The 13,598-nt window shown below is 58.9% G+C and carries 9 protein-coding genes, 1 tRNA gene and 2 rRNA genes; 2 read left to right on the top strand and 10 right to left on the bottom strand.

What is annotated here, in order from left to right:
- Positions 1–220: 220 nt before the first annotated feature.
- Positions 221–2,371 carry a 5-histidylcysteine sulfoxide synthase gene (ovoA, locus tag GWQ29_RS16650; protein WP_275919883.1) on the top strand — a complete coding sequence of 717 codons (2,151 nt, stop codon included), beginning with the start codon at positions 221–223 and terminating at the stop codon, positions 2,369–2,371.
- A 79-nt stretch (positions 2,372–2,450) separates the two neighbouring features.
- Here ovoA and GWQ29_RS16645 read toward each other — a convergent pair whose 3' ends face one another.
- Positions 2,451–3,401 carry a bile acid:sodium symporter family protein gene (locus GWQ29_RS16645; protein ID WP_005320049.1) on the bottom strand — a complete coding sequence of 317 codons (951 nt, stop codon included), beginning with the start codon at positions 3,399–3,401 and terminating at the stop codon, positions 2,451–2,453.
- A gap of 414 nt (positions 3,402–3,815) precedes the next feature.
- Here GWQ29_RS16645 and GWQ29_RS16640 point away from each other — a divergent pair, with 414 nt between their 5' ends.
- Positions 3,816–4,502: a transporter substrate-binding domain-containing protein gene (locus GWQ29_RS16640; RefSeq protein ID WP_275919882.1), complete on the top strand. Its 687-nt coding sequence runs from the start codon at positions 3,816–3,818 to the stop codon at positions 4,500–4,502.
- An 84-nt stretch (positions 4,503–4,586) separates the two neighbouring features.
- On the opposite strand, the gene GWQ29_RS16635 is transcribed toward GWQ29_RS16640, so the two are convergent.
- The 9 genes from GWQ29_RS16635 to rrf (GWQ29_RS16595) all read right to left on the bottom strand — a co-directional run bounded on the left by GWQ29_RS16635 (position 4,587) and on the right by rrf (GWQ29_RS16595) (position 13,586).
- Positions 4,587–6,017 (bottom strand): amino acid permease, encoded by a 1,431-nt coding sequence (locus GWQ29_RS16635; protein WP_275909698.1) that lies wholly within the window; start codon positions 6,015–6,017, stop codon positions 4,587–4,589.
- A 173-nt stretch (positions 6,018–6,190) separates the two neighbouring features.
- Positions 6,191–6,529, bottom strand: coding sequence for a tRNA-binding protein (locus GWQ29_RS16630; protein WP_101319590.1), 339 nt, complete (start codon positions 6,527–6,529; stop codon positions 6,191–6,193).
- Between the two features lie 113 nt (positions 6,530–6,642).
- A complete protein-coding gene (locus GWQ29_RS16625; protein ID WP_275919881.1) occupies positions 6,643–8,088 on the bottom strand; it encodes an amino acid permease in 1,446 nt (481 codons plus the stop codon).
- Between the two features lie 103 nt (positions 8,089–8,191).
- Positions 8,192–8,647, bottom strand: coding sequence for a beta-galactosidase subunit beta (locus GWQ29_RS16620; RefSeq protein ID WP_275919880.1), 456 nt, complete (start codon positions 8,645–8,647; stop codon positions 8,192–8,194).
- Positions 8,644–11,718, bottom strand: coding sequence for a beta-galactosidase subunit alpha (gene ebgA / locus GWQ29_RS16615; protein ID WP_275919879.1), 3,075 nt, complete (start codon positions 11,716–11,718; stop codon positions 8,644–8,646). The genes GWQ29_RS16620 and ebgA overlap by 4 nt, the downstream gene beginning before the upstream one ends.
- A 320-nt stretch (positions 11,719–12,038) precedes the next feature.
- Complete coding sequence (gene ebgR / locus GWQ29_RS16610; protein ID WP_275919878.1) at positions 12,039–13,004, bottom strand: transcriptional regulator EbgR; 966 nt, start codon at positions 13,002–13,004, stop codon at positions 12,039–12,041.
- Between the two features lie 155 nt (positions 13,005–13,159).
- Positions 13,160–13,274: ribosomal RNA gene (gene rrf / locus GWQ29_RS16605) — 5S ribosomal RNA — on the bottom strand.
- A 15-nt stretch (positions 13,275–13,289) separates the two neighbouring features.
- Positions 13,290–13,365, bottom strand: a tRNA-Thr gene (locus GWQ29_RS16600).
- Between the two features lie 106 nt (positions 13,366–13,471).
- Positions 13,472–13,586: ribosomal RNA gene (gene rrf, locus GWQ29_RS16595) — 5S ribosomal RNA — on the bottom strand.
- Positions 13,587–13,598 lie beyond the last annotated feature (12 nt).

The following is a 13,598-nucleotide window of genomic DNA, read 5'->3' as shown; positions in this document are numbered from 1 at the left end:
AAATGTAGAGAGCCATTCAGACCATAAGTTGGTAAAACTGACCATGCCCGAATGGGGGCAAGTCCCGGTCAGCTTGTAACCGCCCGCCGGGCTACCCAGCTGACGGGCCAGGGAAGTTTTTGGTTGTCGCACCTGTCTGTTGAGCCAATAGTGATACCTTGTGCGTATAAAGCTCTCCATTGCGGTAATCCATTTACTACTGCCTACAAGGAGTCAGAGTGTGACCCAAGTCAGCACCCAGTTTTCCACCGCCATCGGCCTGCCCGCGCCGACCCGTACCCCGCTGCTGACCGGCAGCGATCCCGAGCAGAAGCGCCGCGAACTGCTCGGCTACTTCTGCCAGACTTTCGATCTCTACGAGAGTCTGTTCGATTGCCTGGCCGATGAGCACGCCTGGTTCAACAAGGCGATCCCGCTACGCCATCCACTCATTTTCTACTACGGCCACACAGCGGCCTTCTTCATCAACAAGCTGCTGGCAGCCCGGCTCATCGATAGCCGCATCGACGCCCGCATCGAGGCCATGGTCGCCATCGGGGTGGATGAGATGAGCTGGGACGATCTGGATGAAACCCACTACGACTGGCCCAGAGTGGCCGAGCTGCGCAGCTACCGCGCCAAGGTACGCACCCGCGTGATTGACTTCATCCGCCACATGCCGCTGACCCTGCCCATCGACTGGCAGAGCCCGGCCTGGGTCATATTGATGGGGATAGAGCACGAGCGCATCCACCTCGAGACCTCCAGCGTATTGATCCGACAGCTGCCCCTGGCCTGGGTGCAACCACAGCCTTATTGGCCCGCCTGCACAGAAGCTCGCCACCGGATTGACGAGGTGCCCGCCAACAGCCTGCTGCCAGTGGCCGGTGGTCAGGTGCGCCTCGGCAAACGGGACGCTACTTATGGCTGGGACAACGAATATGGCGAGCGCCACATCGAGATCCCCCCCTTCCAGGCCAGCCGCATGCTGGTGAGCAATGCCGAATACCTCGACTTCGTTCAGGCCGGCGGCTATCAACAGCAAGAGTGGTGGGATCACGAGGGCTGGGGTTGGTGCCAGTATGCCAAGGTGCGCATGCCCACCTTCTGGGTCGGCGACCCAGCAGAGCCTGAGCAGTTGCAGCTGAGGTTGATGACGGAGCGGGTAAGCATGCCCTGGGATTGGCCCGCCGAGGTGAACCAGCTGGAAGCTGCCGCCTTCTGTCGCTGGAAGGCGGCCCAGACCGGACTACCCATCCAGCTGCCGAGCGAAGGGGAATGGATGCTGCTGCGTGAACAGCTGGCAGGGGATCAACCGGACTGGATCGATGCGCCCGGCAACATCAACCTGGCCCGCTTCGCCTCCTCCTGCCCGGTGGATGCCAGCCCCCAGAGCAGCTTCTTCGATCTGGTGGGCAACGTCTGGCAGTGGACCAGCACCGCCATCGATGGCTTCAACGGCTTTCGGGTTCACCCGCTCTACGATGACTTCTCTACACCCACTTTTGATGGCAAGCACACCCTCATCAAGGGCGGCAGCTGGATAAGCACAGGCAACGAGGCGCTCAAGTCGTCCCGTTACGCCTTTCGTCGCCACTTCTTCCAGCATGCGGGCTTCCGCTATCTGGTCTCACGTTATCAGGAACCCGTCATAGTGAATCCTTACGAAACCGATACCCTGGTCGCCCAATACCTCGACTTCCAGTACGGCCCGACCCACTTTGGTGTCGCCAACTACGCCAAGACCCTGGCAGACCTTGCCAGCGAGCTGTGCAGCAATCACCAACGGGCGCTGGATATCGGCTGCGCCACCGGTCGTGCCAGCTTTGAACTGGCTCGCCACTTTCAGCATGTGGACGGGGTGGACTACTCGGCCCGCTTCATCGACGTGGCACTCTCCCTCGCCAGTCAGGACAGCTTCCGCTATGCCGTACCGCTGGAGGGAGATCTGGTGGAGTATTGCGAGGCGCGTCTGTCGAGCCATCAGCTTGGCACCGAGCAGGCCGAGCGCATCCACTTCAGTCAGGGGGATGCCTGCAACCTCAAGCCCAAGTACGACCACTACGATCTGGTGCTCGCCGCCAACCTGATCGACCGACTGCGTGAACCGGCCCGCTTCCTGCGGGACATTGCCCCTCGTCTGCGCAGCGGCGGCCTGCTGGTGCTCACCAGTCCTTACACCTGGCTGACGGAGTACACACCAAAGGCCAACTGGCTCGGTGGCATCCGTGAAAATGGCGAAGCCCTCAGCACCTATCAGGCGTTGCAACGTCTGCTGGCGGAGGAGTTCGAGGAACACTGCCCACCGCGAGATGTCCCCTTCGTCATCCGCGAGACCGCCCGCAAGTATCAACATACTGTGGCGCAACTGACCGTCTGGCGTAAGCGCTAGCACGCCGATCGGCATGCAGATGAGAAGAGGGAGGCCAACGGGCCTCCCTCTTGTTATGGCAGCAAAAACAACGCGAGTATCAATGTCCCTGCTCGTGGTAGCGGCGCGCCAGTACGGCGCAGACCATCAGCTGGATTTGGTGGAAGATCATCAGCGGCAGCACCATGACCCCGACGCTGGCGGCCGGGAACATGACGTTGGCCATGGGCACCCCGTTGGCCAGGCTCTTCTTGGAGCCGCAGAAGACGATGGTGATCTCGTCCGCCTTGTCGAAACCGAGGCGGCGGCTGATCCAGACGTTCCAACCCAGCACCAGCGCCAGCAGTACGCAACTCAACAGCACTATACTGGCCAGATCGTACCAGCCTACTTGATGCCATATCCCCTGCACTACGGCCTCACTGAAAGCCACATAGACCACCAGAAGAATGGAGCTCTGATCCAGCTTGCCGATGAGCGGGCGATGGCTGTCGACCCAGCGGCCGATGAGTGGCCGGGAAAGGTGGCCCACCACGAACGGCAGCATCAGCTGCACCATGATGGCCTGGATGGAGTGCCAGGTATCGATTCCCTCTCCCTGCACATTGATCATCAATCCCACCAGTACGGGGGAGAGAAAGATGCCGAGGATACTGGAGGCCGAGGCACTGCACACCGCCGCCGACACATTGCCCCCCGCCATGGAGGTAAAAGCGATGGCCGACTGTACAGTCGCGGGCAGAGCGCACAGATAGAGGAAGCCGAGGTAGATGGCCGGGCTCAGCCAGAGCGGCACCAGCGGAGTGAGCAGCAGTCCCAGCAGCGGGAACAGCACGAAAGTGCTGGCCATCACCACCAGATGCAGTCGCCAGTGGCCGAGGCCCGCCAGCAGGTTCTGGCGCGACAGCTTGGCACCGTGCATGAAGAACAGCAGTGCCACCGCCAGCTTGGTCAGCAGACCGAACCAGACGGCCACCTGCCCCTCGCAGGGGAAGAAGGAAGCCAGGGCCACCACAGCAATCAACACAGAAGTAAAGGGATCCAGACGCATAAGGAATCTCCATCAGAAGCGCATCCCCCTCTCAAGAGACTAGGGACCGGGGACAACAAGAAATGCAATACTAGGGCAGGCCCCCGTTGCAACGCCCAACAGCTTATCCCGATAACCAACAGGCATAAAGTTGGAGCAGCCAGAAGACCATGCCTGTTGCGCTGCTCACATTGAGCGCGGACCGAACGGAAAAGATCGCATCAAGATATTATCGACATGCCGCCATAGTGATACAGACTACAGTTGGAAACAGGGTTACATCACGGTATAGAGTAGGTTTTCATGCCTGTTGCGCTGACGTTACCAAGGCGTCGTATCTAATATCTCAACCCCAGTACTGAACGACGGGCCGGGAGAGCCCAGAGCCAGGCGAGAGTCTACCGATGGTATATGACCATACTCGAGGGACCAGAAATGAAATCGCTCAGAATTATTTTTCTCCTTTTTCCCTTCCTCACACAGGCAGATGAAATAACGGTAGCCGTTGAAGCTTGGCCTCCCTACGTTCAGAAAGACCATACAGGTGTTGCAGACACCATTGTCCAATGTGCGCTGACGGTCCGGGGTCATCGGCTGGTATACAAGAGTTATCCATGGCCACGAATATATTCAATGATAAAGAATGGCCTGGTTGATATCAGTTACCCTTGGAACATGACCGGAGACAGGGTCAAAGAGGTTCTGTTCAGTGAACCTCTGTTTGAGGCCAAAGAGGTTTTTGTTTACCTAAAAGGAAACGACTTCAAATGGAATACAGCTAATGATTTGAAAAAGTACAGTATTGGAGCCTTGATCGGATACAGCCATACGGAGCTACTGCTGAAAAACAAGATCCCCATTCAACTGGTCAAAAAGGAGAGTCAGCTCTTTGGGCTGTTGTTTTCAAAAAGAATCGATGCTTTCCCGATCAATTTTTCGATACTGACAAGCATGCTTAAAACCATGCCCACAGAAGAAGTCTCGCGAATAGCCCTTCACGAAAAGGCTTTTTCTAACAACATGCTACGTGTCATCACCACCAATAACGCCAGAGGGCGTTTCTTGATTGATGAATTAAGCAAAGGTGTTTTAACGCCAGCCTGTCGTGAGTCGGAGCACTAAAATGTCCCTTCCCCCCAGAGTGGAAACATCGTAAAGACGGGTGGCCCTGGCTACCCGTCATGCATGCGGCTTCAGCCGTCAACTCTACTCCACCAGCATGGCGCTTGCTGTGCCAACAGCCTGCTTGCGGGCCTGACGCTTCTCGAAGCGGGAGATCCACCAGTAAGCCAGCGCCGAGAAGAGCGCCGTCATAAAGACGTTGATGAAGAAGGCGCGCACCAGATCCACCCCGGCCGGGAAGGCGGAGGCGCTCATGCTCACCACGAAGATGGCGATCAGCACGGAGACCACAGCCATGCCGAAGGTGCGCGACCCCATGCGGAACTCGCGGGGGGTGTCGTCATGTTTCCAGCGGAACACAAAGTAGGCCACCATGATGAAGATCGGCGGCAGCATGGCGGTACCGGCGGTGAGGTTGATGGCGGTGTTCATCATCTGCTGCACCGACTCGGAGCCAAAACCGTTGACCACCAGCATCGCGAACACGAAGACAAACTGCCACCAGGCGGCGCGCACCGGCACCCCGTGCTCGTTGAGCTGGGTGGTCTTCTCGCCGTAAACCCCCTGCGGGATCTCGGAGAAGTGGATCTTCACCGGCGCCGAGGTCCACATCATCATGGAGCCGAACATGGCGATGAACAGCACCACGCCGACGAAGCGGCCCACCAGCGCTTCCGACAGCTGGAAGTACTGGGCCATACCGGTGAAGATCTCCACCATGCCGCCGGCATAGGTGAGGCTCTCGCGCGGCACGAACACGTTCACCAGCAGGGAACCCAGCGCATACATGGCACCGATGACGATACCGGCCGTGATGATCACCCTGATGAAGGACTTCTGACCGCCCTTCACGTCGTTGAGATAGGCCGCTGCCGTCTCGGCACCGCCCGCCGCCTGGAAGATCCAGCACATGATGCCGAGCGTCGCCCAGTTGACGGTGGGAGTCATCGCCTCCAGCGTGATGGGCTGGGCCGGCACATGATCGCCACTCAGGGCCATCAGGGCGCCCAGCACATAGATGGCGAACAGGGCAAACACCCCGTAGGCCACGATCTCGGCAATCTTGCCGAGCCAGCTCGCCCCCTTGGTGGAGATGTGGGTCGCCGCCGCAAACAGCACGATGGAGATGATCGAGGTGACCATGGGCGAGAAGCTGTACTCATAGCCCAGCATGGCGTAGGAGGCGTAGGCGATGACGTTGGGCAGCAGGGAGACGAACCAGAACAGGTTCACGAACCAGTAGAGAAACGAGCCCAGATAGGCCATCCGGGTGCCGAGCGGTTTTTTCAGCCAGTCGTACATCCCCGACTCGGAGTTTTTGTTGGCCGAGACGAACTCGGCGATGATGAAGACGAACGGGATGAAGTAGACGATGGTCGCCAGCAGGAAGATGGGGGCGGAGCTAAGCCCCAGCTCGATGTTGTTGTTGACGATGTTACGCACGTTGAACACGGCGGCAAAGGTCATCGACAACAGGGCAAACTTGCCTATGGTGCCGCGTACGGATTCAGACATGGTGTCCTCCGGTGGATTCACGCCCCTTCGCACGGGAGCGCTATGACTCTGAATGTGTTCGGCGCCTGCCAGCTGGCCGCGCCGTTTACTCTCTTGTTATGGTCAGAGGGGCAGCTCATGGCGCCCCTTCACACACCGGCGCAGCCCTGCTGCCCCGGCGTTCAATCCGTGATTCAGACGATCGGAGTACCCGGCGCCATCGGCACCCGCGGCTGCAGCAGCACGCTCTGGCTCTCGTCCGGGGTCTCGGCGCAGAGCAACATGCACTCGGATCGCTCGCCGCGCATCTTGGTCGGCTTGAGGTTGGTCAGTACCACCACCTCGCTGCCCATCAGCTCCGCTTCGCTGTAGTAGGGCACCAGACTGGTGACGGTCTGCAGTGGCCGCTCACCGCCCACGTCGATCTGGACGATGTAGAGTTTGTCGGCCCCGGGGTGGCGTACCACCTCCAGCACCTTACCCACCTTCATCTCGACCCGTTTGAATTCGGCAAACTCGATCGTCTCGCTCATTCCTTTCTCCTTGTGTTCGGTTCTTGTGCTCAATGGTGCAACGGGTAACGGGTGGCCGCAGCCACCCGGTTGATCTCTCCTGGCCACGGGGGCCGGTCTGGTCAGGGTTATCGTCAGGATGCCCGGACGGAAATCTGGCTGGTCGGCTGGGCCTCTTTCACTCGCGCGTCAGCACTCAGGGAGGCTTCGTAGCGGTTGTACTTCCACCAGGCGAAGCCGAGGAAGATCACGATCCCGCCAACGTTGTAGAAGATGATGGTCATGATGTCGGCGCCAGTCGGGAAGGTGGAGGCGAGGAAGCCCACCGAGAAGATGGCGATCAGCACCGAGACCACGGCGATGCCGGTGGTGCGCGAGCCCATCTTGAAATCCCGTGGCAGGTGGTCGAGCTTCAGGCGCAGATTGAGGTAGGCCAGCATGATGAACAGCGGCGGCAGCATGGAGGCGGCAGCGGTCATGTTGATGACGGTGTTCATCAGATCCTGCGCGGTGTTGGAGCCCAGGGTCGGGATCACCATCAGCGGCAGCACGATGAGGTACTGGATCCAGGCTGCGCGGGCGGGCACGCCGTTCTCGTTCAGCTCGACGGTCTTCTTGCCGAAGATGCCGGCCGGAATTTCGGAGAAGAAGATCTTCACCGGGGTGGCCGTCCACATCAGCAGGGAGCCGAACATGGCGGTGAAGGAGACCAGCCCGACGAAGCGATTCATCAGGATCTCCGGCAAACCGAAGTAGGCCGCCAGCCCTTCAAACACCTGCACCGAGCCGCCGGTATATTTCAGGGTGTCGCTGTGGACGAATACGTTGATCAACAGCGATGCGATGGAGTAGAGCACCCCGATAAAGATCCCGGCGATGATGATCACCTTTACGAAAGACTTGGAGCCGCCTTTCACGTCATTGACGTAGACCGCCACCGACTCGGCGCCACCGGCCGCCATAAAGATCCATGTGGTAATGCCCAGAAACGCCCAGCTGAAGTCGGGGATCATGGCCTCTACCGTGATGGGATCGGCTGGCTGCACGCCGCCCACCAGTGCCGCACCCGCCAGCAGGATGTAGGAGAGGGTCAGCAGCAGCATCAGGGACGAAGTCACCGAGGTGATGGGGCCCAGCATCTTGGCGCCGTTGGTGGAGACGTAGGTGGCAAAGGCAAACAGCACCATGCTCAATGCCGTGGTCGCCACCGGAGTGAGAATGTACTCGTAGCCGAGGAAGGCATAGGAGGCGTAGGCGATGACCCGCGGCAGCAAGGAGGTAAAGAAGAAGAGGTTCACGAACCAGTAGGTGTAGGCGGAGATAAAGGCCCAGCGCCCGCCGAGGGAACTCTTCACCCAGGCATAAACGCCCGCTTCGGAGTTTTTGTTCAGTGACACGAACTCCGCAATGATCAGGCAAAACGGAATGAAGTAGAAAATGGTGGCCAGAAAGAACATCGGGGCCGAGGCCAGACCGATCTCGATGTTGTTGTTGATGACGTTGTTGAAGCTGAATACCGCCGCGAAGGTGAGCGACAGCAGACCAAACTTGCCTATCGTATTGCGTTTGGAATCAGACATGGTGCATCTCCAGACCTGTAGTTATCTCAGCGAAAGGGCGGGGCATGATTTGTAGGGTGAGCCCCGCCCTTCCGGCTTTTATCAGTGCAGAACCGGCGGCTTGTTATTTGTTTTTGAAGTAGCCGCCTTCGACGGTGACCTTGATGATCACCTTGCGCACCGGGCTGTCGCCGACGAATCGGTAGGCCTCGTCGTTCTCGAAGATCACCACCTGCCCATTGCCGACCTGCTGGCGCTCACGCACCTCGCCTGCCAGCCACTCGCGGTCGGTGGTGTCGTCATAGGCCTGCTCGACCGCCAGCTCGCTCTTGGCAGCCCACTCCACCGTCTCTGCCCCTTCCAGGTAGTAGTGGACGTCGAAGTAGCGGCGCTGCCCCTCGAACAACGAGGTGGCCGGGCTGGCCCCCTCCTTCAAGCGGTAGGTGAGGGAGTCACCGATGGAGTGGCAGATGCCGGGCTTGAGGTTTGGCAGGTTGTTGATGGCCTCCACGCAGCGGCCCCACTTCTTGCCCTCCCGGTAGATGTTTTTGAACAGGGTCAGGTTGTCCAGGGTGATCATGCGAGGTTCCTCCCGCCGTTGATGGTGAGATCGAGCCCGGCCAGCGCAGCCGGATTGAGGTTGCCACGAGCGATGGGCAGCAGGGTCAGGCCGAAGCTGAACGGCTCGAAGCGCACCCGCCAGGAGTCCAGCACCTCGGAGCCCCAGGAGTTGGAGCCGAGCCCCAGTACCTTGTGATCCAGATTGAGGGTGAGATAACCGCAGGGCTCCAGCTCGTTGATGTGCTGCGCCGCGTGGATATGCTCCCAGCTGTAGGGCCAGACGCTCAGGTTGATGGGGGCATCTGGCCGCACGTAGAGACCGGCGCCGTGACGGTTGGTCAGGGTCGCCCAGCGTACCTGCTGACGGTTGCCGTTGTCCTGCGGGAAGGGGTAGTGCTCCCACATCTCGCTGACTGTGCTATGAAAGCTGTCGATCCAGTTGCTCTGGCGGCTGTCCTGATAGTTTTCGCCCGGCCCCATGCCGTAGTAGTGCACCCGGTCGAGATCCTGACGAATGCCCAGCTCGAAGCCGATCTTGGGGATGATGTCGTCATAACCGCCGTAGGGCTCGCCGGACAGTGCCACATGCAGCTGGCCATTCGGGCTCAGGGTGTAGACGTAGCGGCAACGCATGCCGAAGTCGAACACCGGCGGCGCAATCCGGCTCTCGACCGTCACCTCGACCGCCTCGCCCAGCTGACGCCAGCTTAAGCTACGGAAGTGCTCCTGCATGATCTGCAGGTGGTTCGGGTGCCACAGGCTCTCGTACTCCTGCTTGTGGTTGTCGATCATCGGCTTGAAGAAGGTGAGGCGCGGCGCCCGCTCAATCAGCTCGACACCATCCTGCTGCCAGCTCACCAGCTTGCCATCGAGGCGCGAGAAACGCAGGGCGAAGCCGCTGCCGCTCAAGCTCAGGTCAAGCCGTTCGTCGGCAATCTGCAACGGGGTGGCGTTGGGATTGGCAAAGGGCTGCAGCTGGCGAGTCGACTCTTTCAGCTGGAACTGGTACTGGCCCAGCTCGTGCTCCGCCGCGCTGTAACGGGTGGCGGTGGCCTTGATGACCCGCAGCTGGACGAAGGTTTCCCGCCCATCTAGAGAGGGCAGCTCGAGTTGCAGCTCGGTAATAGCACCGGGAGCCACCCCTTCCAGCCGGATTTGCTGGCTGGCCAGCAGTTCGCCCTCGGCCTTCACTTCAACCAGCAGACGGATGTCGTCAAGATTGGAGAACCAGTAGCGGTTTTCCACCGCCAGCTTGCCGCTCGCCAGATCCAGAGCGCGCACCTTGACCGGGCAGATCACCTGCTTGTATTCGCGCAGGCCAGGCCCCGGGGTCTGATCCGGGTAGATGAGGCCATCCATGCAGAAGTTGTAGTTGTTGGGGTAGTCGCCGTAGTCGCCGCCGTACTTGTAGACCGGGCGGCCCTGCTCGTCCTGATCCAGAATGCCGTGATCGCACCACTCCCAGATGTAGTGACCCTGAATGTGGGGATGGCGGTCGAACACCTGCTGGTATTCGCTGAGGCCACCCGGGCCGTTGCCCATGGCATGGGCGTATTCGCAAAGGATGCGCGGCTTCGCCATCGGGAACTCGCCGAAGCAGTTCATCTGGGAGACGCGCGAATACATGGTGCTCACCACGTCCACCACTTCGGCATCGCGATCCTCTTCGTAGTGCACCAGCCGGGTCGGGTCGATCGCCTTGCAGCGCTGGTACATGGCTCTGATGTTGCAGCCGTAGCCGGACTCGTTGCCGAGCGACCAGATAATGATGGAGGGGTGGTTCTTCTGGGCGTGAACATGGCGCTCGATGCGATCCACAAACACCGGCTCCCAGAAGGGATCGTCAGTAATGCGGCTGAGATCGCCGACGTTGGCAAAACCGTGGGTCTCCACGTCGGTCTCCGCCATCACGAACAGCCCGTACTGGTCACACAGCTCGTAGAAACGCGGATCATTCGGGTAGTGGGCAGTGCGCACCGAGTTGAGATTGTGCTGCTTCATCAGCACGATATCGCGTTCAACACGGTCCATGCCGACCGCGCGGCTCTTGAGGTGGTCGTTGTCGTGCCGGTTCACCCCGTGCAGCTTGAGGTAGTGGCCGTTGACGTAGAAGAGGCCATCTTTGACCTTGATTTCGCGCACCCCGACCCGCTGCGGGATCACTTCCAGCAGATCCCCCTGACCGTTGTAGAGGGAGAGTTGCAGCTGATAGAGGTAAGGGTCTTCGGCGCTCCAGAGATGGGGGTTGGCCAGATCCAGCGTGAAGCGGCAATCACACTTGCCATCGATGGCGAGATGGTCAAGCGAGCCGCTGGCGATCTCGCGGCCCTGATCCAGCAGCGACCAGACCAGACGGTGATCACGGGCAGCTGCCCCCAGATTTTCCAGCTGGATATCGCAGCTCAGGGTAGCGTTTTGATTGTCCTCGGCCAGCGCGGTGCGGATGAAGAAGTCCTGCACATGGGCAGCCGGTTTGCCCACCAGATAGACGTCGCGGAAGATCCCCGCCATCCACCACATGTCCTGATCTTCGATATAGGTGGAGTCAGCCCACTGCATCACCCGCACCGACAGCAGGTTCTCGCCAACCTTGGCGTAGGCACTGATATCGAACTCGGCGGTGAGGCGACTGCCCTTGCTGAAGCCCACGTAGTGGCCGTTCACATAGACCTCGAAGTAGGTCTCCACCCCGTCAAACTTGATGATCACCTGCTCGCCGTCCCAAGCAGGGCTCAGCATGAAGCTGCGCTGATAGGCGCCGGTGGGGTTGTTGGTCGGCACAAAGGGCACGTCGATGGGGAAGGGAAAACCTTCGTCGGTGTACTGCAGATTGCCATGCCCTTCCATCTGCCACATGTTGGGCACGGTGATCTGGCCCCACTCGCTCATGGTGCTGTGATAGAAGGCCTCCGGCACCAGCAGGGGGTGGTCGAAGTAGTGGAACTGCCACTGACCGCTAAGGTCCAGAAAACGGCGGCTCAGCTCGCGCTGCATGGTGGCCGCCAGCGCGTGGTCGGCATAAGAGAAGAAGTAGGCACGCGGAGCCAGTCTGTTTTCACCAACGAATTGGACGTTTTCCCAGTTATTCACATGTCCTCCCGGAACAAGGCAACGTTAACTGGGTAAACTTTAGATAAATATTTACTAAATATCAGCTTTGGATTGGTAAAGTTTTAACCTGATCACAATGAACAGATGGTTTTGTGAGCGAGATCAGAAGCGGAAGATAAAAGGGTGTAAAGCAGGTAGTGATGGCATGAATGTTGATAAACACAGGCAGAGATTGGCTAAAGCAACAGTAAAACAATGCATTATGAATTTATCAGGAGATGTATTGGAGAAGATGATGAAGGGAAGGAGTCGCGCCACCGTGAGATGGCGTGACTAAAATAGGCTTTATTTTACTAAAATCAGCGAGTGGTACCACGCAGCGTCAAGCGGCTCGGCACCAGTACCCGAAGGGAAATCTCACGCTCGTCACGCAGCCGTTCGACCAGCAGATTGACTCCTTGGGAGCCCATCAACTCGGAGTGGATCCGCACTGTGGAGAGCGGCGGGAAGGTGAACTTGGCGGTCGGGATATCGTTGACGCTGATCAGCTCAATCTGCTGGGGAATCGCCAATCCCTTCTCGTGGATGGCACGCAGCACCCCGATGGCAATGGAGTCGGATGCGATAAACAGCGCCTTGGGCCAATCCCCTGCCAGCATCTCTTTTGCCAACCGATAGCCGGATGCACTGGAGAAGTCGCCGCGATAGATATCGTTCTCCTGCACCACGCCCAGTCGCTGGCCATAATCCCGGAAAGCCAGCTCACGCAGGTCCGGATTCTCTTCCTGTCCGCCGATATAGCCGATACGCTGGTGCCCCTGAGCAATAAAGTAATCAACCACTTGCTGGCTGATCAGGGCGAGATCCACGTCGACCGAGTCGAACTCCCCCTGGGAGGGACAGTCCACGAACACCAGCTGGGCAAAGAGGGAATAGAGTGCGGCAAGCCGCTCAGGTGGCAGATGGCCGATAACCAGAATACCGTCGACGGCGGAGAGCTCACGCCCCTCGGCACCGTTGTAGAAATGGGTAAGCTCGATATTGAGGCGGGCACACTGGGTCTCGATGCCATAGCGAATGGCGAGATAGTAGGGGTCGTTGACCTCGGTGCTCTGCGGGTAGGCATAGACAGCAAGGAAGTGCAGCTTGCTCTTGTGCACCCCTTTACGAGCAGTGCTGGTCTTGTACTCCAGCCGCTCGGCGATCTCGAAGATCTTCTGCCGGGTCTCTTCCTTGACGCTCAGCGTCGGGTCTTCATTGAGCACCCGTGACACAGTCGCTTGGGAAACCCCCGCCTCCTGCGCAATTTCCTTCAACGTGGCCATGCATACTCCTCTGGCGATGACTCCCGACAATACCAGACCAAGAGTAACGGGCAACGTGCTGACATCCCAGCATTTTTACTAAAAGAAACCCAGGGTGGGAGGAAAAATTCCAAAGCAAAAAGGCCTCCCGAATGGGAGGCCTTTTCTAAATAGGTGCCTGACAGTGTCCTACTCTCGCATGGCGAATGCCACACTACCATCGGCGCTACTGCGTTTCACTTCTGAGTTCGGCATGGGATCAGGTGGTTCCACAGCGCTATTGCCGTCAGGCAAAAGCTTTAAAACTGGTGCTGATACCCAGAGTCGAACTGGGGACCTCATCCTTACCAAGGATGCGCTCTACCAACTGAGCCATATCAGCACACTAACCGGTAAAGACCGCACTGCGTGCGTTATCTAAATCTTCTGTCCAACACAACCTGACGTTGTATCGCGACCAACCACATCTCTGTAGTTGCTTAATTGAAGCCTGGCAGTGTCCTACTCTCGCATGGCGAATGCCACACTACCATCGGCGCTACCGCGTTTCACTTCTGAGTTCGGCATGGGATCAGGTGGTTCCACGGCGCTATGGCCGCCAGGCAAATTACTTCA

It is taken from the genome of Aeromonas sp. 2HA2 (assembly GCF_029237345.1).
GTDB lineage: Bacteria > Pseudomonadota > Gammaproteobacteria > Enterobacterales > Aeromonadaceae > Aeromonas > Aeromonas salmonicida.
Note: the sequence above shows the minus strand (reverse complement) of the source record. Positions and strands in the feature narration are given on the sequence as shown.